Source organism: Leptospira andrefontaineae, assembly GCF_004770105.1.
Classification (GTDB): Bacteria; Spirochaetota; Leptospiria; order Leptospirales; family Leptospiraceae; genus Leptospira_B; species Leptospira_B andrefontaineae.
The window spans coordinates 113,200-136,795 of record NZ_RQEY01000012.1 but is presented as its reverse complement, the minus strand read 5'-3'; the positions used below and the strand labels follow the sequence as shown (position 1 = coordinate 136,795).

The following is a 23,596-nucleotide window of genomic DNA, read 5'->3' as shown; positions in this document are numbered from 1 at the left end:
CTTCGATCGGTTCTACCAAAAATTCAGAAATTACGGACCGGTAAAACAAAGTTTTGGTCCGAGAGGGGAGCTCTTATAGGTTTATAAATCGCCAATTCAAGGTATGATCAAGGCAGATAGGTAACATATACAGAAACCCACATAGGTGACATAATATTCAGGCATTTGGAGGTGTCCAGATGCCTTGGAAGGAGTCACTTGTGATCGAGGAAAGAATCAAATTTATTGCTGCTTTTAAGCGGGAAGAATGGATCTTCGCAGATCTTTGTAAGGAATTTGGCATTAGCCGAAAAACCGGCTACAAGTATCTGGAGCGATATGAAAAAGAAGGAATCGACGGATTAAAAGAGAAGTCAAGAGCTCCAAAAGTTCAACCACTTGAAACACCGAAGCATATCGTAGATCTAATTATTCGAATGCGGGAAGAGCATCCTTCTTGGGGACCTCGAAAGTTACTATGGAGATTAAAAGTAAAATACCATCGAGTCAAGTCTTGGCCGAGTGTAACAACGATTGGGAATATTCTTAAAAGGAAGGGTTTAGTTCGGCAACAACCTCGCAGGAAAAAAACTCCACAGTCTCTTTTTCCTTTTTCCGATGCAATTACTCCCAACGATGTTTGGTGTGCTGATTTCAAAGGACACTTTACTGTTGGCGATGGAATGCGTTGTGATCCGTTAACTATCACTGATGCAAATAGTAGGCTTCTCTTAGATTGTCAGATCCTCAAGAAAACCAATACAGAAAGCGTAAAACAAGCTTTTGAACGTGTATTTAAAGAATATGGATTACCGTTAGCGATTAAGACGGATAACGGAAGTCCGTTTGCTTCTAAAGCTATTGGAGGATTAAGTAAATTATCCGTTTGGTGGTTAAAACTTGGAATTCGTCCGGAAAGAATAGAACCTGGCAAACCTCAGCAGAATGGTCGGCACGAACGAATGCACCGAACATTGAAGCAAGAAACAGCGCTTCCTCCTAGGGCTTCCTTAGAAGAACAACAACAGTCATTCGATAGATTCAAAAAAGAGTACAACGAGATACGACCGCATGAAGCTTTAGGTTATCAAACACCAGCATCAGTCTACATTCAGTCATCAAGACTTTTTCCTTCCAAACTTCAAGAGGTTGCGTATCCAACACATGTAGTAGCAGAGAAAGTTTATGAAAGCGGTTTTTCTCAATACGGTCCTCACAGAGTTTTTTTCGGTGCTCCATTGATTGGTGAGATAGTAGGTTTCGAAGAGATATCGGATCGTCTTTGTCGTATCTATTTTACGAATGCAGTTCTTGGAATATTAGATCTTTATACTGGAAAAGTATTGAAATATGAGAAGCTCACTTATAATCTTTCTTACTAAAAGTGTAACCCATGTGACTGGTTTAAAGTGTTACCTATGTGGTTGATCGTTCAGAGACTTTTGTTTTTCAATGAGACATAAATACCATTATGGGAAGTTCTAAGAAATATCTCTAAAGTAACACAATTCGCAAAATCTTTTAAGCAAGCATACGTTAACTTAAAAACCCCCTCTCTCAAACCCCTTCCCAAATTTCCTATGCAGATTTACCGCTTCAAAAGATCCTGAGCTTGTGCCGAACCAGGAAATTACGGAAAGACAAGCCATAATCCTAAATGAAATAGATTTCAATTTCCTCCGGACATCTGTCGCGAAACTCGAACATTCTCCGAATATTCCAGATTACTTAAATCTCATTCTTCATCCGAACCATTCCAAAATCTTCTTTGTAGGCATTGAATTCAGTTTCGCTCACCAAGAATATAAAATCCGGATCCACAGAGAGATACCAGCGGAATCTGAAACTGAGAAACGCTATGATGTGGAAACTATTGACGAAGTACCATTAGATGGGATAAACCAAGTCCTTCTGAGCATTTGCAACCCTATTCCAACCCGGAATTAATATTCCGCCCCAATCCGTTCGTTTTTCCTTGATCTCGTAACCTAAGCATTTTATCCATTCACAAATCAATGGAAGGATTTTCAATTGTGAGTGATAAAATATATTATAAAACTATTCGATCCCATGAAGAAGAATTAGAAGACCTTTATAATGCCTTCATCGACCAAGCGATAAATCAGTATGGAAGCGGAGATGAACTCTCTAGGCATTTGGTGGGAGATAATAATCGAGAGGACCAAGGAAGACAATTTTTAGCGAATAAAATGCACCGATATCGAAAAGCCAAGAGCAACGATCGCCCATTTCTTGACTTACTTTCAGAAATTTGCAAAAAAATCGCAGAATTAGAATAATTTTTATATATTTATGTTTTTTAATGATTGCTTTTTTGCAATCATTATGATATTTTAATTCTAATTCCTAAAAGAGGAGTCATAGTTTTGGACGCTGAAATATCCTTCATTCAAAGTAAAATAATATCACAAATCGAAGTTGGGTTCTTACTGAGCTATGTAAGCCAAGTAAATTTCTCGAAAAACTCTCCCAATAGGATCGGCGTTTCTTTTTTTAATATTAAAACAAACATCCGTGGAGCGCAAATCACTTATAACCAAAAGAAAGAGTGCTATGAAATTAGAACTATTTCAACTAGTTCTGAGGGGTTCTTGAAAATCGATCGCTTGGAAAATGTGGCCTTAAACCAGTTAAATGCTCTCTTTGCAGAATGGACCGGATATAAAATCGTCCCATCATATAAGTAATATTTTCAATTACTATGAAAGCAACCTTTTCAGAAGTTCAAGAAACTATACTAAACCAGATCAATCCTGGTTTCATTTTTTGTTTTATAAAAACTATCCGAGTATCTAAGAAATATCCTAATAACCTAACATTTACATTTCAAGACCTGAAAACCAAAGTCCGTGCAGTTGATATAACTTACAACGAGGGAAATGATCTCTATGACATTAAAGTGGGAAAGGAATTAACCAAAGGGTTTGTAAAGTTTACTTTATTGGAAGGAATCTTTTTCGACCAACTTAATGATCTATTCGACATGTGGACAGGTTATCGAGTTATACAAAAGTGATAAGAATGTATGAATTTAGTAGTTGAAGTTAAAGAAATCACAATTGAAGAAGATAAAAGAATCTTTCAAGATATAAATAAAATGATGCTCAATTCTCTCATCCTTCGGCGGACCTCGATGTCAATGGAGTATGCGGAATTTCGCAAAAGGTTTAGCAATGCAGAACTAGAAGATATTACGATAAAGATAGTTAAAAAGGAACACCCTTACCTTTATCAAGTCTGCGCGCTGATTGGAACAGACTTCGCTACTTGGATTCACGATGATATATTTCAACTGGAAAAAGACCTACTATTTGCGGAAGGAATTCACAAGGAATTTCCTGTATTAAAAGTCGAAAGCATTTCCGAATTATTTGCTCGGGCCTCAAAGTCTCACTATCTTGAATTTATAATAGATTAAATTACTCAAATACCATCTTTGGATTATTAAATATCTGCAAATCGTAGTTCAATGGGTAATACCAAACGGAAACTAGAAAAGAGGTTTCAATAACATAATAAAAAATTGATTTTGGTATTATAATGTTAATACCAGGATAAATTATGGATGAAATTGTAGAAAACGCCTTAGCTTGCACCGCAGAAGATATTCATGAAATTCTTTCCGATCTAGCAAGGAAGGATAGGCTGCTTTCAACAATTGATCGACGATGGGAAAAATCCGATAGAGAATATTACGTGAGGCGTGATATTCAATTGATCGTTTGGCCGATTGTATTTCATCAAATTCAAGAAGAAATTAGCCAACTCGATTCATATCAAAAAGCAGAAAAATTAATTCTATCGGATGCTAAAATAAAGGACCAATTAAATACTGTTGTCGGAACAGAAGAATTTTTTAGTCATCAAGTTACATTCGAAGGAGTAATGAGAAAAACTCTTATTCCTTTTTTAGGAGAAAACAGCCTATTAGAATTCGATTACGAAATTGCTTTATCACAAATCCGTAGTATTGCACGAGATTTTGAAGCAGATTACATTACAGTTGAAGAGATAGCCCCTCTATTCGGTTTTCGAGCCGAAGCAGAATCCCTTCAATTGGACGATGACTTAACTATTGAGAAGCTTAAACCGAAAGAAATTTCGATTTTATTAAACTCCGGAATTCACCTCTCAATACAATCGCCGCACAGTGACATTGTGCTAGTTGTTTATGAGTTTGGTATAGTGAGACGTAAACGTTATAAGAAACAAATAGGGCCGCGCTCTTTTCCAGTAACAAGAAATACCGAAACCAAAATTTCTTGGGAAGAACTGATAATTACCTCTCTCCAATTATTCAAAGCAGGCACGGTTTCGTCGGCTGGAAAAATAGTAAATTATACGGGTTTGTTTAAAAGCAGTTATCTATTACAACACACTTCATCTAGACCAAATGTTAATTCAGAGTATAATTTGAAAAATGGAGAGGAGGGCCGAGCAATTGATCTTTGGAGAAGGTTAAACTTAGTAAGCATTAATTTACCAAATTTTCTCGTTGTCGCTCTTAGCCGTTATTCTCAATCCGTACTTAAATCCGCATACGAAGATAAAATTATCGATTTAATGATAGCTGCGGAAGCGATATTTCTTCAATCAGAGAGTGACGTAAATGGAGAATTAAATTATAGGCTCTCACACAGAGCAGCATTATTTCTTGAACAAGATCCTAATAAGCAAAGAGAGATTTATAGATTCTTTAAATCAGCCTATAGTATGCGTAGTAAGATTGTTCACGGCTCAACATTAGAAATTAAAAAAGGGCAAATGTCTTTGAATGAATGCGTTGATTTGTTGAATCGATATATTAGTTACTCAATTGAGAAAATAGTAGATCTAATGCGCCAACAGAAAAATACAAAATTTAAGGTAGATTGGGACAATATAACTTTTCCAAGCCGTTGAACGACCATGTTTAGCGAAGACCTTAGCTATCGGGTAAGTTGTGCAGTATCCCATCCACTAACAAGCAGCAACCTGCCGAAATGGCTCGAAATTGAGGATTTTTCAATTTCTGCGATAATTTTCTAGAAATTTGCCACAGAACTATTCTTTTATTACGCAGTTATATGTTTACCATTTGAATCAATCGTGTTTAAATGCGAAAAATGGATTCACCCTTACCGCACTCATTAAGTAATACCGTTCTCCTTGGTAAAAAGTCTCGTAATCTCGCACATTCTTTTATGGCACAACTAGCTTCCTCCGGAGAACGCATCCATATTTTTGATTGTGCCATTCGTTTTAATATATTTAGCATTACGCAATTCTTAAATGATAGGCCGCTCGTTGCCTTGCATAATATTGAAATACAGAGAGCATTCACTCCTTACCAGCTTCTCGATTCATTATCTGATCTAATAACAGAAGACATAGATCCCCATATTTTTCCTCTTATCGTTTTTCTCTCCCCCGCAAAGCAATTTTTCGATAAGGATGTAAAACCAAAGGAAAGGGAGCATTTACTTTTCGATTTAATTTTTAAGTTAGAGAAAATCCACGCTAAAGGTTTTCGATTCCTGATTGTCGAGTCTTCGAGAAAGGACAATCCACTCTATAATTCCTACATTGAGAGATTACATAAAAGGTTTGGAGCGATAGAAAAAGCAAAAGAAAGAATGGAGTTGGATAATGGGCAGGACAATCTTACCTTATTCTCAGCAGATTAAGCTTGTAGAAGAAAGTTATAAAAATTATCGCCGGGGGCTCCCGGCTCCGAAACAACAAATATTAGATGGCATTTTCCGTAACGCGAAAAAAGATCTCGCCGCCGGTGTCATGGCATCCGATCCTAATCCTCAAAATTCAATGATTCTGTCGGCTATTATTGATTTGCAGAAACAGATCAACGAACTAGCAGAAGCGATTGAAATCTTGAAGAAAAAGTAAATGGATACGTTTGAAGGATACATCTTCGACGTATATTCGTTAGAAGAAACGATCTTCGTGTGGATAAAAGGTGAAAATGAAACGAAGTTATTTACGGACGCTTTCTATCCTTCAATTTACATTGTAGGTGATCCAAGGTACGAAAAATCATTTTTAAAAAGACTATCCGATCTAAACGCAATTTTAGGGACGCCTGAGAGAGTAGTAAAAATATCTTTTTATGCAAACAAACCGCGTGAAGTGTTAAAAATTACCTTATCCAAGCCTTCAGTCCTCAGGAGAATTTATCAAAAACTTTTCGCATTCTACGGAAAGTTAGAAATCTTCCATTCGGATTTAGAAATCACGAACGCATATATGCTGGAACGTAATATTTTTCCAATCGCGCAAGTTAAAGTACAACACGATCAAGGAAAAATCCTTACCATTCAATGCCTTTCCAACATACAAGATTGCAATTACGAAATTCCAGATTTCTCAAAGTTACAGATTTTCTTTAAACACAATCATAGAATAGGATACTCCCAGCTAAACCCCCTCGTTTTCTCCAATGAAGACGGTTTGTATATCGAAGTTTTCGAAAACACGGCTAAAAAATTACTAAATCGAATTAATGAAATTTTAACTAATCTGGATCCGGATATAATTCTAAGCGCTTACGGCGATCAAGCCATTCTCCCATTTCTATTTGCCCTTTCTGAAAAAACGCGAGTACGCCTTCTATTTGATCGGGACAAAAACGCGATTCAAAGAAAAATCGTTACAAAAGGGACTACCTTTGAAACCTACGGACAAGTTATTTATAAAGCTCCGTCCTATCCTCTTTTTGGCAGGCTACATATCGATAGTTCAAATAGTTTTGTTTTTAAAGAAAGCTTCCTCCTCGGTATTCTAGAACTTGCGAGACTTTCTCGTCTTCCTATTCAGAGAATGGCGCGAGCTAGTACAGGTACAGCTTTAACCTGTATTGAAACAGATGTGGCTATTCGTAAAAATTATTTGGTCCCATGGCAAAAAGCGGCGATCGAACGACCAAAGACCGCCTATGAATTATTGCAAGTAGACAAAGGCGGGTTAGTCTATCTGCCAGATACGTCTAGTTCGGTACGCGAGAATGTAGCACAACTGGACTTTGCTCAAATGTATCCTTCGATCATGGCGAAATACAATATTTCTCCGGAGTGCGTAAACTGCCCCTGTTGCGAATCCGAACAGGAAAGATTGTTAGTTCCAGAAACCTCCTACCATATTTGCAAAAAACGCCGAGGTGTTGTGTCTGACGCATTGGAGGATATACTTATTCGCAGAAAGTTTTATAAAACAAAATTGGAAGAGAAATCAGATCAATCCTCAGTCTATGATGCTCGGCAGAATGCTTTAAAATGGATGCTCGTAACGTCTTTTGGTTACCTTGGTTATCGTAACGCGAAATTTGGCCGATTAGAATCGCATGAGTCAGTAACAGCGATCGGACGTGAAGTCTTACTTTTAGCTAAAGAAATCGCCGAAGACAACGGTTATGTTTTTCTTCACGCAATTACAGATTCGCTATTTATAGCAAAACCCGATTCAGGAAAATTTACCGAAGAAGAGCTCCGGAGGTTATGTACCCAAATTACTAAGAAAACAAAAATCGAAATGAAAATCGAAGGAGTTTATGATTGGCTTATCTTCCCTGCATCAAAGCAAGATCCCGAAATTGGAGTAGTTAATCGCTACTTTGGTAAATTTTCTTCAGGCGAAATAAAAATTCGAGGAGTGTTCGTTCGCAGAAAAGATATGCCACTGTTCGTAAAATCTTTTCAAACGCAAGTATTAGAAATAATGAGCACGGCATCGATCAAGCATGACCTACTTTCAAGGAAGGAAGAAATTGAACGACTATACGAATTTTTTGTCTCGCAACTTCGATCCGGAAACGTCGCAGTTTCTGACCTATTCCTAAGACGGAGTATTTCAAAAAGTCGGGAAGAATATGTCGCGAATAATGCTTCTTCCGAGACCCTTGACCTCTTATCTTCGATAGGGATCCAAGTGGAACCAGGAGAAAAGGTAAAGTATTTAGTTAGTCAAGGGCCTGGTTTAAGGAGAAAATATATTCCTGAAGAAACAGTCCTCTCCTCACCTTCACCTCTGAATGTACATTATGAATTCTATAGAGAATTGCTTATCCAGGCGATGGAAGAACTCTTAGAGCATATTCAGCCTCCAGAATATTTTGAAGCTCTTCGTGAAAATCAATTGATCTTTAAATTTCACGAGGCAATGTAAATTAATATGTGCGGCCGATACTCTCTAAATGCTGAACTCAGCCAAATAATTGAACAATTCAGCCTTAGACACGATTTAGAAAGAATAGAAAGAGAATACAGACCGGAAAAAGAAGTTTTCCCAGGGAGCACACCGCCAGTGATTGTATCAGAAGAGGGAAATCTCACAATGCAAAGACTTCATTGGAATTATAAATTTCCTAAATACGACGCAACCCCTAATGCAAGATTTGAAAAATTAGATATTGTTCCTGAATGGAAAAATGCAATTAAAGTAAATCGTTGTTTAATTCCGGCGACTACATATTGGGAATGGAAGCGATATGAAATACTAAATAAACAAGATCGATACGAACTAATGTTCTCCGAAAGAAAATTAGTCGCGTTCGCAGGATTGACCTTAAGTCAAGAAAAAGGTGACGGGCAAACAATAAGAAAATTTGTTACGATAACTTTTCCAGCAAACAAGAAAGTAAGTGAAGTTCACGATCGTCAACCTGCAATTATACAACCCATTAATTATGAAGCATGGTTAAATAATGATAACAAAGAAGTAAAATCATTATTGTATAATGCCATTGAGAATGATATAGAATTTGAACTCATTTCATCTACTCCCATAAGAAAAGGAAAACCTATAAAAAGTGTAGCAGCGGAGGAAAGATTTCTTTTCGAATGAAGCCCAAAAGGACTTAGCGAGGTTTATATTTTATTTATATATCCTAAATACACCATGATGTTCTACATTTGAAAATTCCAATCTTTTTTCTAATTTCCAAAATTGCAAATGGAACTCGTGATCTATATCCATACGAAAAGCTTTCCAATCACCTCGCATCTCTTGTCGAGCTGTAGGACCTTTGTGCACACGAAACTCGTGGTACTTCCTATTTTTATCCTCTACAACTAAATCACAAAGAGCTTTAATTAGTTTGCCGACTTTAGTAGGCTCATTCAAAAATCCAATTGGCATACATGAATCATAAAATTTTCTTCCAAATGAAAATTCATTAAGCTTTATCGTGCTTAACGACTGTCCTTTAGCGATAAAGTAATTTATACTTTCTGTTTCAACTGCCTTTTTAAAAGCTTCGATTCTATTTCCGATGATCCAAACATTTACGGGCTTTATTTCGTTGCAAAAGGCTTCTACATTATCAACCATCGAGATCTGGCCTACTTCAATTACTTTCTCCTGTAAATTTCCAGAATCATCGTCTTTCAAATATTGAATACTTCCGCTAAAATTTATTCTACTTACCGGTGTTGGAATATGCTTAGTGATCAAAATTGAATTTATGGATGGCTGAACAATAAATTTCAAAACTGCATGAATCCCGATTAATTGTTGCAAGTGAAGTAAATATTCATTCGGTCTAGAAATATTCGAAGTAAAGTGAAACTTTTCAATTTGATAATCTGCAATAGAATTCTCCGATATATATTTTTCTAAACAGTTTTCGTCCTTAAATATTGAGTTCATTATTCTCATAATTACATCTGGAGAAACATACTCTAATTGATTTTCGTGAATTAAATTGTTTAATTTTTGGGAAAGTGGATAATCATTATTCTGAGCTAACAATTCAGGGGCATTTTCAGACAAGCTAACTTGCATCCATTTCTGCTCTTTTAAATCATACCAATCTAGGATATTTCGAAAGTAGCTATTAATTTCATTTTTGTTTGAATTGATTTCTGGACAGACAAAGATAAATGGATCTAATATTCCTATTAAATTCATAATCTTATCTATCTTCTTTTTTCTTTAACGCTGCCCTGAGAGTCTCTGCAGCTAATTTTTCCGCCTCATCAAAGAAGCCTTCTGGCCAATGATCGAATTTACCGTAGCTATTCATTTTTATTGGCGAATACTTTGATTTACCCCCTTTTTTTTCTACAAAGTATATTATTACTTTATCTGCGACTTCATCACCCTTTAGAACTGCTGCTCTTTGTCTTAACCTATTAATTAAATATTCGCTATGCGTTTCAATTATACACTGCTTACCAATATAACTCATAGATAGAAAGAAATCTGCCAATCGAGTCTGAACTCTTGGGTTCAAGTGAAGTTCTGGTTGTTCAAAAATTAAGGTAGAGCCAGGTTCTGCGATTAATGCCTGAACCAAAATTGGCAGAATTTGACTAACTCCTACCCCTACGTGAGTTAAATCGTGCATTTCAGAGCTATCAACTGTATTAATTTTTAACTCATGCCCAAATTTTCCCTTATCATCTGTTTTTATTTTTATCCCCACTCCCATAAAAATGAGCCAGTCGGATACCGCATCCAATAGCTTGGTTTCCACTGGTTTTATTTCTAAATTATTTTCTAAAAAATCTGAACTTTTTACGTATTGAATTAGAAGATCTTTATGTAAATCTAATACAGCAGCGGTATTTTCTCCTTTAAATCCTATTTCGAAAGGATCAATATTCCCAGCTATTGGGTAAATTGGCTTTGGTTCATCGCGCAATGGCCCTAAATATTTTACTTGGCTGTGAAAGAAATTATATAAAAAATCACATGCTGTATCCGCATTATTTGATAATGGCAAAGAAGTTAATTGGGGATTAGGTACTTTGTCTTCGCGGTACAAGGATTTAATCTTTTCTTCATTTGCTTTTGCCCACTCTGATAAATCAGCTTTAACGGCCGGTGGGCAATGTTCCATAAACGTTCGCAAATCTTTCCAATCAAATTTTTTCTTTAATTTGGCCGCATATCGATTTAATTCGGTCACTTTTACTTGATGGGATTCCCAATTAGGGGCATCTGTTAGAATTTCCGATATTTTCTGGTTTATGAAATCTTGTAGATTATTTCCAAATCGAAGATTGCCATCTACTTCTTGACCTCCATAGCGATAAGAGTTGATACCGGGTTGAACTAAGTACCTTACTAAATAGTCGGCCTGTTCAGCTACAACATCATAAAAAATGCAATATAAGTATGGAATAAAATGCCTAAAATAACAACCTACTAACTCTCCTGTTTTCGGATATCGATAGTATAACTCGGAAGCAAAATTTACATTTTCGTCCGTTTCAATTTCGTATTCTAATGCAGAGGTTGGGAGCGGCATTCTCACGTTTTCGTGAAATCCTAAATTTGCTATCCTCGCTTTCACATCCTCCTTAGATCTTGTTATTTTAATAACTTCTTTCTTTGCTCCTTTTTCATCATTCCATTCTAATTGCAAATTACAGTATTTCAATTTTGGCTGTAATTGTAATAGCTCTGTTTTATCTGAGCTAATGCCATGGGATGAAAAACTAAATTCATAAAATATTTTATTTACTTCTTCAATATTCGATCGAAAATATCTCCGCGAATATATTAACCCAGGATATTCTTTCGAAAAAAAATTAGGTTCTATTTCAAATCCAATGGTTATATCACCATTTTTATCAAAGTTAGATACAATATCTTCAAAAGAGCCAAGACGAACAATATGTCCATTAAGAACTACTGATCTTGCTTGAACTTGGCTCTGCATTGTTTGAATCGCAATTAGTAAGCTTTGAATTATAGTACTCTTCCCTGAGCTATTGGCACCAACGAAGATTGTTAAAGGAGAAAATTCAAGTTTTGATTCTTCAGCAATAGATTTAAAATTCCTAATGTTCCAGGATTTTATCATTTGAGAGTTCCTACTTTGAATGTTTAAGCAAAAGAAATGAATTATTAGATATTAGAATTTCGAGAAATGCGAACCAGTATTTTAAGTTTTTAATTTTTCTTTATTTTTGATTTTGTCCAAGTATCTTCTCGCTTTTCTAGCCAATTCAATATCAATTTTATAAGTAAAATATCGTGCGTGAATACAAGTATCGTAAAGCCATCGATATTCAGGCGATATATCTCGATAATGAGACCTAACTAAATCGAGTCGAATTTCATGTTTTGGTTTTCTGTCGGATATGATAGCTCTTGCCTTATACGAGTCTATATCCTTGTAGTTTTCTGAACCTATAGTTAATGGAAAGATTAGATCTTCGATGAAATGAAGCGCTGAATAGAAACAGGTCGTAACAACCCAATCATTGAATTCACCGATTTTTAATAAATGAATTGATAATTTATCATTATGTAAAGCGTGGTCGCGTCGAGACATTATGGATTTTTAAATTTCCAATAATACCCATCCGAAATCAAGCAGTTTAATTTAAAATTCTCATTAAGCCCTAAGAATGAAAATATAATTTTCCGAGAATCATCTGCATTAGCTTCAGTTTCTATGTCCCAGGTATAATCATATACAGAAAGCATTTCTTCGGAAATATAACTTTTTTCTGGTACACCAATGGCCACATTTATATTGTCCCAAGCATTAATTCTTAAATATGCGAATTCAGGAGTGATTTTCTTAGTTTGAAGTATTTCAAAAATACTTTGTGTTAAGTCAGCCGCTGCTGAAGTATTTTCTTTTAGCTTTTCTACTAGAACTTTTTTCTCTCTTTGAAGTCCTTCTTCTTTTCCATCCAAGTAAGCTTTAATTAAATCATCGCTAGTGTATACCGGTTCTTCTGGTTCCCAAATTGACGGTTTTGATTCTTCAACAACTTTGTCGACGGATTGCATAAGTGTAGATCCTAGTTTCAATGACATTTCTTTTAATTAGACGATTGTATTTATATTAATTGGTTACCTAGAACATCGGAACGAAAGCTCCGAGCTAAATAATGAATTCTCCACTTTCGGCTGAAAATGAGACATTATAACAATAATTTTGTCTATATATAAATGTTAAAATAAGTAAAAAATGAAAAATAATGAAAATTAATGAAAAAATAGAACGAGTGTACTGTATGAGTTAAGCGACATATTGGAACGTTATCGGTAGTCCCCCTACTCCCTCCCGGAATCCGGAGTAAGATCCCCAACAAGCTTTGGACCTTGTCCCAACCACTTTTTAGACCCTAGCAAGCAGGCCAAAGGTCCATATTTGTAAAGTCCCAACAAAGCTAAAAAAGGGATCCGCAATTCAAAATGTATCCCTTAGCGGCCTTTAACTAACATGGCCGACTTCGGCCTAGATTTAGCATCCTTTGAAATCCAAACCGTCCCTCCTTTGTCTATCAAAGCACCGTCCTTTCTATTTCTTCTTTTTCCGACTCTATCCTTCTCTACCGCTTTCTTTACAACAAGCTTCCTTGCCTCGGCTCGTCGTCTTGCCTGGTCCGTTGCACTACAAATCCTACATTTACCGTATATTCTCTTTTTCTTATAATCCGGGGTAAATAGTGCAAGTATTCGAGGTTCGCTGCAATAGTCGCAAGGTTTAACTTGAGTTAGAACTTTCCTGCCAAATACTTGAGCCATCTTATCTATAGCCTTAATTATATGGGGATTCAAGTTTCCAAATCTTGTAAAGTATTTGGATTTCAGGGATTTGTATTTTGCGAGTGTAAGTTCTCCCGAACCCTTATTAACTCTTCTTTTGTTGAACTTAACAAATCCTTGATAGTCCGGTATATTACAGTCTTTGCAGCCTTCGTAAAACCCATTGACCTCTTCTGCATATCTAAAATGGGTAAAGCTCTTTGCTGTCTTGCAGTAAGGACAACGGAACTTCATGGAAAAGAGCCGAATGCCTTCCTTTTGGATTGCTGGTCTATATGAAGAAAAAACCTTATTCTGAAAATTGCCGTCTTTATCCGTAAAAGCAAAAACGATTTTATTGTATATCGCTTTGTTGTAACCCTTCTCACCTCTCCTAACTTGCCATTTATTAATTTGCTCTAAGGAAGGTGGTTTCATGGAGCAATATTCCTATGCGCCCTGTTTCCAGAAAAGAATATATTCACCTATTCTTTGTTATACGGTCCTGCAAATTTCTGAATTATTTACGATTTCTTATACCGGTTTCTATCTTCTCGACAGCGATAGATCTTAAATTAATTTGGCCGACCGCAAAGCGATACAACGTCCCGCCCTGGACATTACAAAACTCTGCTATTTTTTCGTAAGTGAATTTCTTTCTTAGTTTGAGCAACCGCTTTCTTAATTTCGAAACACGTATTGTATCCGGAGGCTCATTCATGTTCCTGCCTCTCTCATTAACATGTAAGTTGATTTGAATGTCTTTGAGAGATTTGTATTTTATGAGGCCAAGCTTTTTATTTGTATTCGCTAGTGTCCCAAAAAGAATGTTTGCTGCTTTATCATACGCCATTGCGGCAACCTTGGGATCCTCATATACACCTAAATGATATTCCTTTCCTCTTTTGCAAATCGAGGACATGTATAATCCCGTATCTTTTCTTCTTGTGATGCCTTTATATTTATTATTCGATTTGCGATTTTTTTGAGTGAAATTCTGCTTACCTTTTTCTATTACAAGAAGTCTCTTCTTTCTGTTGTCTTTCCAATCACCCTTTTTATGAATTACGACTAACTTCGGGCTTCGGACATTCATTATCTCACGATGAAGTAAAATCATTTTCTGAGTCTTTGCTCTATTGTTCCTGGAAGTGCGATATGCAGTGGTGTAATTACTATTATATTTAACGGACCAGGTATACTTTCTCAATCTTGAAAAATCGTCATCGTCCACCAAGAGTTCTTCACCATGAATTGCAATGAGTTTCTTCATAATATTTTTTATTGTATTAGTTTAAATTCCAAATAAATTACATAGTAGAGGTCGAGTATGATTAGCTATTTTCTAACCGCTGTCTCTGATTTAATACGATCCCGTTCTTGTCCGCACAACTTTATCATCCTACTACATAATTTAGAATAATATTAATTTTGTTTTTGCAGATAATCGGTTTTCGATCAATGCACGGATAATATTCAGTAAAACCTTTATATCATTTTATGTGAATAGTCGACCAAGTTACTATCCCATTGTGGAATATTCATTGATAATTATTCTGAATTATTGTGATCTGAAAGGTATCGTTTTTTGAAATAAATAACGATACCTAGATTGTAATTCAGCGGAGAGTTATTTTTTCTTCTTTAGTTTCTTTAGGCTCTGATTTGTATTTCTAAGCTGCATTACGATTTCATATAAAACAGGAAACATATCATCCAATCTTCGTTCTAGATCTGCTTTTTCCTGATTAAGTCGATCGATTTCCAAGTTTGAATCAATTTTCAGCATAACAATAGTTTGATAGTATACTTTGCAATTTAAGCAATTCTTTAAAGCGCTTCCAGAAACGGAGCCAGATTATTGAGAAGCGCGATAAAAATTAAATACAGCTTATACCAGAAAAGAATGTAGAACTATAATAAACGCCGCAATATGAAGCATGGCCACTGCCGTTTACGTAAAAATTATCACATTCAGTATCTGTTCCATCCGTAAATTGCAAAGAGTAAGTCAGGCCGCCCGGCAAATCTGCAAATGTATATGTAGCTGTACTAGGATCTATACTCAATTGCGTTTGAATTGCGCTTCCGGAACAGCCAGATCCTTCATAAATTCTTAAATCAAAATTAGCACATGTGCCACAATTTCCTTGAACTTGAACACTCAAATCATTCGGTTGCGCTGTCAAAATGTTTACCATGAGTAAGCTTTGAATGGTCGAATCCTCTTTCCCATCTTCGCAAGTTACGAAAGAAAATAATCCGAATATAAATATTATTGATAGTATTATTTTTGCTTTTTTATTCACTTTTAATTCTCCTACTAACTTCTATCGAGAAGCCGCAATTAACCCTGTATTTGCAATGCTAGATAAGAAATTATTTGTTATCCCGCTAAGAATAAATGGATTTTCGTCTCGAAATGGCACTACGAAGAGGATTGATAATCCACCGATCATAGTAATTTGATTTTTAAATAACTGGCTTTTCAATTCCTTTCCTGATTTATCGATCAACTTAACTTCTGTATTAACTTCTAAGTTAAAGCCGGTTGGAATGATTCCGATAGTGATTAAGCTTAAGAAATTAGTAATAGTTCTAATCCCGGGATTTGTTGTCTCTCTATATTGAATGTCATAGAAAATGACTGAAGTTCCTTTCGGCAATTTTTCTTTTGTGTAATCCTTTATTTCGAGAATTTCAAATTCCTTAAAACAATTGCAGGCTTGGATTTCTTCTTTGATAGCTTTTTCAATTGCTTCATTTTCAGTGCGGACAACTCCAATTTCGATACCGAGCCCGTTAAAATACTTCAATGAATATGCAAAAATTGTTTTTTCCAACTTTTTGGCAGGAGGAGTTATATTTATTGGAGTAAGTTTATCTTGTCCGAATCCAATGCAGCTCAAAGAAAAAAATAACATCGCTGCAAGGATTATAAGTTTTAGTGATTTGATTTGCATTAAGTTTGTCCTTTAAAATTTAGTTTAATATTTTGTTTCGAACGATTATTAAGTATGTCGCGAATTTGAACTACTTCAAATTTTTATAACCGGGGGGTTTACAATTTGACCATTCACGGTTTTCTATTGGATCTTGTGTGCAACCTCCAATCTTATATTCCATTTCACAATCTTCTAAATTTTGAACTTTTTTTACAAAATATGAATTTCTGTATTGAGAACCTGTCATTCGTCTCGCATACCGAGCGCGAGGATCTACTTGCTCAGAAGAATCAAAGAATTTAATACTAGTCCAATCCTCCCCTTTTTCTTGCACAAAAACACCCTTTAATATAATAATATTATTATATTCAACGGAAATGAAGTCATTTTCTGTTTGAATAATACTTAATTGAAAGACCTCAGGATTATTAACAAATTTAATTCTTATAGAGTTTTTTTTATTATCTATTTGGCTGCAAATCCAAGGACCCGGTTCCTTTACATTTAATATTTTTGCCCACTGAGCTGGACTAGAAAAATGATAAATTCCTTGAACTTCATTTTGATTTAGTTTCAGTATTTTGAATTCTGAAACCGGATTAGTTTTCTTTTCTTCACCAAATGCATTATATATTAGTAATATATAAGTAAATACAGCAATCGTGACTACTTTCATCCTCATTTCCTTTAATAGAATATTTTATATACTTTAGTATTTTCGTCAAATGTAATCTTTTCATTAACTTTTGCACCACCCGAAGATGCCCCGGTATGATTTAAGTTGATCCAATCTCCATTTTCATTTTTCATCCAGAGACAATAATGATTTGGGCCAGGGGCGCCACTTGCATCATCCCATACTTGAATTACTTTTCCTGCCGGAAAAACATCTAGTTTTTTTAATAAGGTTTCATTTGGAATGGGATTTGATAAACCCACGATGTTTGCTCCATCTTTAGATTGTAATATTCCGAAATCATTGGATAATATATTTTCCATTCCAAAATAGCTGGTAAACCCCGGTGTGCCCCCTTGATCCATCACAGGTCCACTGGAACCCATGGCTATATCTCCGGTTCTAGCTTTAAAAATAAACCATTCAGCAAAGCTGGTACTAGTCTTTCCGTCCGCTGTTGCTTGCAGCCAATTTGCATATATTCTACAAGTTGCAGCAGCTATAGCATCTCCTTCTGATTCCATCCGTTTTCCGCTATTATTTAGAATCCATTCTTTCACTTCTTGAAAATTCTTGAAATTTGCATCAGTTGCGCCATCTTTCTGTAGATACGTATATTTGCTTGGGTCTTCTTGCAATAACGCCATTATAACTGTTAATTGAACGGCTGTTCCTTTGTGCCCACTTTGTGCTCCATATTTTGGATCAACTAATTCTTGCAATTGAGCTTTTCTTTGTTCGAACGGAGCATTAGGATCGATATTAAATCCTTTAAGAGTTCGATCAAAGTAGGCTTTTCGTTCTGCGGCTGACATTGAAAGTATTTTTTCATCACCAGCTAATAGATAGTTCATTGCTCCGATTTTTGCAGACTCTGAAATAATATCAGAAGTATAAGCCTTAATTGTACTGTCACTTGGCAGTGTTACTCCATTTTTAACATCGACCGGCTTTTGGTTAAATTGCTCAAAGACCCCGGTGTATAGACCGTCTTTGAGTGACTTATATGCTTGGTCTAAGAAGCTTCGTTTTACCGTAGAAAATAGAGAATCGAGTTGTGAGACCAGATTCTTTTTCATTGATTCGAGTTGATTAGTCAGTAATTTATCTTTAGACTCTTTGGCACGATCTATTTGGCCTTGCAGAGATTCCAATATTGATTCCAACCTTTTAATTTCCGAAATGTTCCCTAATTGAGGAACACTTGAAACTAATTTATCAATATTTTGGGATAAGGTATCTTTTAATCCAGTTAGGGCTTTTACTAAGGAAGAATTGCCTTGTTTTTTTGCTTGGCTAATTTGTTCTTCCAATGCCGATAAATTGCCCTTTAACAAATTAATGTACTGGACCTCGGATTCAAATTTTTCTCCGCCAAATGCTTTAAGCATAAAATCTGTTACAGAATTTGATACCTTCTGATCGTATGAAGCATTGTGCACGAGTATTCCATGTTTTCCGACAAAATACGTATGGGAGTCTTCTACTTCTAAGTTATAAACAGTCTCGGATCGAATTTCTTCACTAATTGAAGCTACTTTGAGCTCATTGCCATCAAATGTAATGAACTGATCCCCTACTAATAAATCTTTTGCTTTGACCCAAAGTCCTTGTTCTAAAAAGAATGGGTGATTCCATGTAGTTTCTAAAACACCTCCTTTAGAATCTGTTATTCTAATAATAGTTGAAGTAGGATTAATAAATGTATTTGTTACTTTACGGATTACTTTTTGACCTGATTCTTCATCAAAAGAATAAACCTTGTCTCCTATTCTAACTTTTTCGATCGGCTGTAATCCATTCAAAGTATTAACCAAAGTTCCTTCTATAAAACAACTTTGAAAAACAAGTTCACCATTTTCATTTACATATGCAAATTCACCAAAGGCATTACCAGCCATTTGATTCAGATAAATTTGAGTTTGCATTGTTAAGTCACCAAAGAAACCACCAGTTGATGAATTCGTTTCAACATCGTTGATTTTCGGAGAATTCTCTATTGCATCGCGCAAATCTAAATTTGGTTGGTTCAAAGTATATGCTTCATCGTGGATAGTTTGCATTACAGAGTCTAATAATTGCAATGCACCATTGGATTGATTTGGATCACTTGAATTTAAGGCATCTTTTGAATTAGCAATCATATCTCCGAGGGCATCGATTGAAATTCCCATGTTATTTGCTAAGTTTTTCAAGCCTTCACTATTTTTTAATATATTCGGATCTGATGCTAATTCTGCATATTTTTCATGAACTTCTATATTCAATTTGTTTGCGGAAGCATCGGCCACATTTTGAGCATTCATATATGTAAAGTCTTTCGCCCAAGTATCGCTTACTATGATATCACTCCAAGTACCGGTATTCGGATTATACGAAACTGTTAGTCCTTGGTTACCCAAGTAATCAACTCCTATGTCTACAGTGCCATCAGCATTAAGAGTTAAAGATCCACCCGAACCCAATCCATTTTTACCACCTCCACAATTTTGCCCATTCACATCACAGCCAAAGCCCACAAAGATAGAAGGGGCTTGGTTATGATCCGTACTTAAATTGACGCCGAAGTTTGAGCCATACTCTTGACCAGCACCTATGCTTCCGCTTGTATTTCCGGAAGTCGTATTGTAACTGATATTATAAAATCCACCCGAGGTGGCAAATGACCCACCTAAATTCAGATCGATACCGGATCCTGGAGTAAATGAAAATCCACCATTTAATTTCGATCCGCCAACGGCGATACCGCCTCCCCAACCGGATGCTGAAGATCCATTAAGTCCAAGATCTATTAAATCTCCAAGGCTTCCAGTGCTGCCTGGTGGTGTATAAGATATACTGCCGGTTAATCCACTTGTTGGCCCTGTTGCACCAAGCAATAATCCATTTGTTACTCCAGCAAAAACTTCATTCATATCTCCATGACGTGAAGCGATAATTCCTTGAACTACGGCATTCGCAGCTACGACCATTCCTTGAGCCGATGTAAAAAACGCTCCGACTTGCGTTAAGATACTCGCTCCGGCTGCAGTTCCAGGACCAGGAACAAATTGGAGAGCTGTCGCTGCTGCCATAGCAACTGCGGTCGATAGCATTTGTTGTTGCTCTTCTTTTTTAGCAGCCTTTGCTGCTTGTTGTCTGTCGTATTCTTGCCAAAGTTGAGCAAGAGCATTTGGATCAATATTGTTTAATGAAGGTGATACCGCCTCAGCTATTTTTAGATAAATTGCGTCCTTTAGAGATTGTTTATATTCAGCTTGAATATCTCCTTTCGAAAGATCTTCTTGAAGATCTTTAAAACGAGCATACTCAGCTAGATCAGTTCCTTGTGCCAAAATGGAATCATCTAGATTTTCTAATAGTTTAGGATTAATTGAAATACCGCTGGCTTGTAGAACGGAGCTAACTGAATTAGAACCCAAGATAGCTGTAGCCCCTCGCACGACTTCGGCACCAACCTTTGAAATACCTACCGTTAGTTCAGACAGTCCTTTTGAAGCAACTTGATTAAATGGCTTTATTACATCCTTAATACCAGGAACGTAATTTAACATTCCTACATAAGGATTCATAACAATCATTCTCTGGACCATTTGGCCTTCGGCCTGTTTTTTGGCTTTTTGATCGGCTTTGTAATCAATATAAGCAGATATTACATCAGCAGGTATTCCAGTGGCTTCTCCAATCGCGGTGCTAACTGCAGACTTGGTCATTTCTTTTATTTGCTGTTTGGCCCAATCCATCCCAGTCCCCCCGCCAATTATTGTTTGAGCGATTGAAACCATAGTCGAAGCATTGTTAGCCTGCGCGATCGCATTATCTTGTGCTCTTTTCTTTTCTAACGCCACATATTCATCAACACTTGATGAATTTTTATTAATCGAATCTAGGAAGTCTTGGTTTAAATAATTATTAGAAGCATTTTGCTGCGAAGTGTTAATGTATGCAGACAACGCTTCCGATTTACCAGCCATCCAAGTAGAATCAAATAAATTACCGAGAGAGTTTGAATTTGCAAGCTGTACAGTTCCGACATTTCCAATTACAAAGTCTTTCTGTGTAGTACCAAGAGTATAATTTTGATAATTAGTCATATCTCCACCGCTAAAAACGGCAGTGGTTGTATTCACTTCTTGTTTTACGTGAATGTTTCCTTTATCATCTATATAAACTTCATCGTACTTTGAATGAAAATTCTTATCATCATTGTAGAGATTATCACAAGAGGACTGGTTAGCTTGATAACTAGATCCAGAACATAAACCTGCGCCTTCAATCTTTCCAACTGCATTAGAGCCATCGAACATTTTTCCCGTAAATTTCGCATAGGACTCTTCAGATATATCTGAATTCATTTCTTTTTGGTTTTGTAAATTTTGGATTAAAGAATCCAGTGCAGCTTTTTGATTATCTAATGCTAAGATCTGATTTCCTTCTACCATGCTAAGGTTGTAAGCCGCATTTACCAATTGGCCCGTTGCATTATAAAAATTAGAAAGATTTTGCAGATTTGGATTTGTATTAGCGTAATTACTAAACGATTGGATTTGAGAATTTATCGAACTTAAAGAAGATCCAGTAACGTTTGTATTTAAGGTAGGCATCACAATTGAGTTTGCATTTGAATACGCGTTTGCATCAGTATACATATCGCTCAGTTGTGTTGCCCAATTGTTTTGATTTACTTGCAATTGGCTGAGTTGTGAATTGTATTCACTTTGAAGCTGTTGCTCTAAGCTTAACTTAGTAGTTTGCCATTCTGTGTATTTGGCTTTATAGTCGGAGACTTGTTGCTCCCAATTTTGAATAGCTGGGACAAGCGTGTTTGTCCAAAGGCTAAATTTTCCGGCCAATTCATCTCTAAACGATTCGTATTGAATAGCATTTGCTTGAGCAGCCGAATCATGAATCGTTAAGGATGCATCTAAGTACACATTCTGTTCTGCATAAGGTGTATATTGCTCTAAACAAACATTACCCCAACACGCCCACCAATGAGCAGTTAACGTCCAGAAAGAAGACCCGTTATTGGCATAAGAACCGCCAACTCCAAGTAATGGAGTATTCCAATCTGATGTCCAATTCGTATAATTACTTAAAAATGCAGAATTGGATATTGCAACTAAATCAATCGAGTTTATGGAACTAACTGTTAGATTTGAATTCCCGAGGCGCGCACTTAACATTCCCAACAAGTCCGAAGCGTTCGAACCATTGGAATCAATATATAATTTTATTGCCGCAGCTAATTCATCATTCCAAGATCCACCAGGATGATTTGGATCACTTGTGAAATCATTTGAAGTGATAAAAGTAATTTGATGTATGGCACTGCTTATATCGCCGTAAGACCAAGCTTGATACTCATTTGCTCTATAACCTGCCGCTGTGGTAGTCGCGTTAATCTGCTCTTCTGACAAATAATTTTGCATGGCTACAGCAATATCTGATAATGAACCTGGATTTGTAGGATCTAATCCAGAATCTATTGTATCAATTAAGTTCTTTAACTTTAACCCAGCGGCATTTAATTTGCTAGAGTCGATATTATTATATGCAGCTAATAATTGTGTGCCGGATAAAGAACTAAAATCTCCAAGCAAAGAAACACCATTGTTATCAGTAAGTTGCAATAGAGATTGATTTAATAGATACTGTTTTAATCCATCGTTACTATTTTTAATACTATCTCGAACTTGCGTTTCGTATTGTTGAATTTGTTGTAAATTGGCTTGGAATTCCGAGTCAGTTTGAGTGATCGAGTTTTGCATTCCTTGAAACATGGTTTGCAATGACTGAAGGGCGGTCTGATATTCATAGAGCCCAATTTGTAAAGTATCATTAAATTGTTTATTCCAGTTCTGAACCTGTTGCTCAATTTGGGACCGCGTTTCTGAAGGTAAATTCTCTCCCAAATTATTTATTTGTCTTCCTTGAAGGCTAGTTAAAAAGAAAGTTCTTTCTTGTTGAATATTCGATTCGGCTTGAGTCTCCCAATTCTTCTCAGCTTCCTGTCTTTGCAGTTCTAAGTACTTTGAAACGTAATCTATGTAAGCCGCATTTCCAACAACTCCGTCTGTTTGTGTAACTTGAGACAGAATATTAGAAAATTGTAAGTCCGCTTGGGCTTCCCAATCTGCTTTAAAGGAAGAGTATTGCCCGTTAATATAATCATTCCAAGAGTTTATATCACTTAAAGACCAGGCAGTTTCGAATAATGTGTTCCAAGAATCTGCCTGATAACTAGACAAGTCAAGTTCCGTTGGCTCAATCGCTTGGGACTCTAATATAGATAATTGTGGCAAAAATATTAAATAAAACAAAAATAGACTAATTCGGATCTTATTAGTAATTTGATTTCTAAGTTGAGACATATTTTGAGTCCAATTCTAGCGATTCTACAATGGGATGTCAAAGATTTGAATTCTGTAAAGTACATTTTGGACTATTTTTAATTATTATGGTACAAATTGTACTTTAATAATTTTCG

18 protein-coding genes are annotated in these 23,596 nt (G+C 36.0%); 9 read left to right on the top strand and 9 right to left on the bottom strand.

What is annotated here, in order from left to right:
* The first annotated feature begins 179 nt into the window (after window positions 1-179).
* The 9 genes from EHO65_RS07610 (at window position 180) to EHO65_RS07570 (ending at window position 8,835) form a co-directional block, all read left to right on the top strand.
* Window positions 180-1,361, top strand: coding sequence for an IS481 family transposase (locus EHO65_RS07610; RefSeq protein ID WP_135773457.1), 1,182 nt, complete (start codon window positions 180-182; stop codon window positions 1,359-1,361).
* A gap of 651 nt (window positions 1,362-2,012) precedes the next feature.
* Window positions 2,013-2,279, top strand: coding sequence for a hypothetical protein (locus tag EHO65_RS07605; protein WP_135773534.1), 267 nt, complete (start codon window positions 2,013-2,015; stop codon window positions 2,277-2,279).
* 87 nt (window positions 2,280-2,366) lie between these two features.
* Window positions 2,367-2,687: a hypothetical protein gene (locus EHO65_RS07600; RefSeq protein ID WP_135773533.1), complete on the top strand. Its 321-nt coding sequence runs from the start codon at window positions 2,367-2,369 to the stop codon at window positions 2,685-2,687.
* 338 nt (window positions 2,688-3,025) lie between these two features.
* On the top strand, window positions 3,026-3,418 hold the full coding sequence (locus EHO65_RS07595) for a hypothetical protein (RefSeq protein ID WP_135773532.1): 393 nt from the start codon (window positions 3,026-3,028) through the stop codon (window positions 3,416-3,418).
* A gap of 143 nt (window positions 3,419-3,561) precedes the next feature.
* Entirely contained in the window at window positions 3,562-4,902 is a 1,341-nt protein-coding gene (locus EHO65_RS07590; protein WP_135773531.1) for a HEPN domain-containing protein, read from the top strand.
* A 203-nt stretch (window positions 4,903-5,105) separates the two neighbouring features.
* On the top strand, window positions 5,106-5,666 hold the full coding sequence (locus tag EHO65_RS07585; RefSeq protein ID WP_244243476.1) for a P-loop NTPase family protein: 561 nt from the start codon (window positions 5,106-5,108) through the stop codon (window positions 5,664-5,666).
* The gene (locus tag EHO65_RS07580; RefSeq protein WP_135773529.1) at window positions 5,629-5,886 is read left to right on the top strand and encodes a DUF8156 family protein; all 258 of its coding nucleotides are present in this window, start codon (window positions 5,629-5,631) and stop codon (window positions 5,884-5,886) included. Before EHO65_RS07585 ends, EHO65_RS07580 begins: the two co-directional genes overlap by 38 nt.
* The gene (locus EHO65_RS07575; RefSeq protein ID WP_135773528.1) at window positions 5,887-8,157 is read left to right on the top strand and encodes a DNA polymerase domain-containing protein; all 2,271 of its coding nucleotides are present in this window, start codon (window positions 5,887-5,889) and stop codon (window positions 8,155-8,157) included. It begins immediately after the preceding gene.
* 6 nt (window positions 8,158-8,163) lie between these two features.
* Entirely contained in the window at window positions 8,164-8,835 is a 672-nt protein-coding gene (locus EHO65_RS07570) for an SOS response-associated peptidase family protein (RefSeq protein ID WP_135773527.1), read from the top strand.
* A gap of 30 nt (window positions 8,836-8,865) precedes the next feature.
* Here the strand turns inward: EHO65_RS07570 and EHO65_RS07565 are convergent, their stop codons facing one another.
* The 9 genes from EHO65_RS07565 to EHO65_RS07520 all read right to left on the bottom strand — a co-directional run bounded on the left by EHO65_RS07565 (window position 8,866) and on the right by EHO65_RS07520 (window position 23,480).
* Complete coding sequence (locus tag EHO65_RS07565) at window positions 8,866-9,900, bottom strand: hypothetical protein (RefSeq protein WP_135773526.1); 1,035 nt, start codon at window positions 9,898-9,900, stop codon at window positions 8,866-8,868.
* 4 nt (window positions 9,901-9,904) lie between these two features.
* Window positions 9,905-11,803, bottom strand: coding sequence for an AAA family ATPase (locus EHO65_RS07560; RefSeq protein ID WP_135773525.1), 1,899 nt, complete (start codon window positions 11,801-11,803; stop codon window positions 9,905-9,907).
* A 473-nt stretch (window positions 11,804-12,276) separates the two neighbouring features.
* A complete protein-coding gene (locus EHO65_RS07550; protein ID WP_135773523.1) occupies window positions 12,277-12,744 on the bottom strand; it encodes a hypothetical protein in 468 nt (155 codons plus the stop codon).
* A 417-nt stretch (window positions 12,745-13,161) separates the two neighbouring features.
* Window positions 13,162-13,923: a hypothetical protein gene (locus EHO65_RS07545; RefSeq protein WP_208744018.1), complete on the bottom strand. Its 762-nt coding sequence runs from the start codon at window positions 13,921-13,923 to the stop codon at window positions 13,162-13,164.
* Between the two features lie 82 nt (window positions 13,924-14,005).
* Window positions 14,006-14,758 (bottom strand): AP2/ERF family transcription factor, encoded by a 753-nt coding sequence (locus EHO65_RS07540; RefSeq protein WP_135773522.1) that lies wholly within the window; start codon window positions 14,756-14,758, stop codon window positions 14,006-14,008.
* Between the two features lie 607 nt (window positions 14,759-15,365).
* A complete protein-coding gene (locus EHO65_RS07535; RefSeq protein ID WP_135773521.1) occupies window positions 15,366-15,794 on the bottom strand; it encodes a hypothetical protein in 429 nt (142 codons plus the stop codon).
* A 21-nt stretch (window positions 15,795-15,815) separates the two neighbouring features.
* Window positions 15,816-16,448, bottom strand: coding sequence for a hypothetical protein (locus tag EHO65_RS07530; protein WP_135773520.1), 633 nt, complete (start codon window positions 16,446-16,448; stop codon window positions 15,816-15,818).
* Between the two features lie 70 nt (window positions 16,449-16,518).
* Window positions 16,519-17,106 carry a hypothetical protein gene (locus EHO65_RS07525; protein WP_135773519.1) on the bottom strand — a complete coding sequence of 196 codons (588 nt, stop codon included), beginning with the start codon at window positions 17,104-17,106 and terminating at the stop codon, window positions 16,519-16,521.
* A gap of 11 nt (window positions 17,107-17,117) precedes the next feature.
* A complete protein-coding gene (locus tag EHO65_RS07520) occupies window positions 17,118-23,480 on the bottom strand; it encodes a TIGR04388 family protein (RefSeq protein ID WP_135773518.1) in 6,363 nt (2,120 codons plus the stop codon).
* Between the last annotated feature and the right edge of the window lie 116 nt (window positions 23,481-23,596).

Bases quoted from the DNA above. Each gene is read 5' to 3' on its own strand.
- EHO65_RS07595 (WP_135773532.1), top strand. From the start codon at position 3,026: ATGAATTTAGTAGTTGAAGTTAAAGAAATCACAATTGAAGAAGATAAA.
- EHO65_RS07610 (WP_135773457.1), top strand. From the start codon at position 180: ATGCCTTGGAAGGAGTCACTTGTGATCGAGGAAAGAATCAAATTTATT.
- EHO65_RS07545 (WP_208744018.1), bottom strand. From the start codon at position 13,923: ATGAAACCACCTTCCTTAGAGCAAATTAATAAATGGCAAGTTAGGAGA.
- EHO65_RS07575 (WP_135773528.1), top strand. From the start codon at position 5,887: ATGGATACGTTTGAAGGATACATCTTCGACGTATATTCGTTAGAAGAA.
- EHO65_RS07525 (WP_135773519.1), bottom strand. From the start codon at position 17,106: ATGAAAGTAGTCACGATTGCTGTATTTACTTATATATTACTAATATAT.
- EHO65_RS07550 (WP_135773523.1), bottom strand. From the start codon at position 12,744: ATGCAATCCGTCGACAAAGTTGTTGAAGAATCAAAACCGTCAATTTGG.
- EHO65_RS07560 (WP_135773525.1), bottom strand. From the start codon at position 11,803: ATGATAAAATCCTGGAACATTAGGAATTTTAAATCTATTGCTGAAGAA.
- EHO65_RS07590 (WP_135773531.1), top strand. From the start codon at position 3,562: ATGGATGAAATTGTAGAAAACGCCTTAGCTTGCACCGCAGAAGATATT.
- EHO65_RS07585 (WP_244243476.1), top strand. From the start codon at position 5,106: ATGGATTCACCCTTACCGCACTCATTAAGTAATACCGTTCTCCTTGGT.
- EHO65_RS07520 (WP_135773518.1), bottom strand. From the start codon at position 23,480: ATGTCTCAACTTAGAAATCAAATTACTAATAAGATCCGAATTAGTCTA.
- EHO65_RS07565 (WP_135773526.1), bottom strand. From the start codon at position 9,900: ATGAATTTAATAGGAATATTAGATCCATTTATCTTTGTCTGTCCAGAA.
- EHO65_RS07570 (WP_135773527.1), top strand. From the start codon at position 8,164: ATGTGCGGCCGATACTCTCTAAATGCTGAACTCAGCCAAATAATTGAA.
- EHO65_RS07540 (WP_135773522.1), bottom strand. From the start codon at position 14,758: ATGAAGAAACTCATTGCAATTCATGGTGAAGAACTCTTGGTGGACGAT.
- EHO65_RS07530 (WP_135773520.1), bottom strand. From the start codon at position 16,448: ATGCAAATCAAATCACTAAAACTTATAATCCTTGCAGCGATGTTATTT.
- EHO65_RS07580 (WP_135773529.1), top strand. From the start codon at position 5,629: ATGGGCAGGACAATCTTACCTTATTCTCAGCAGATTAAGCTTGTAGAA.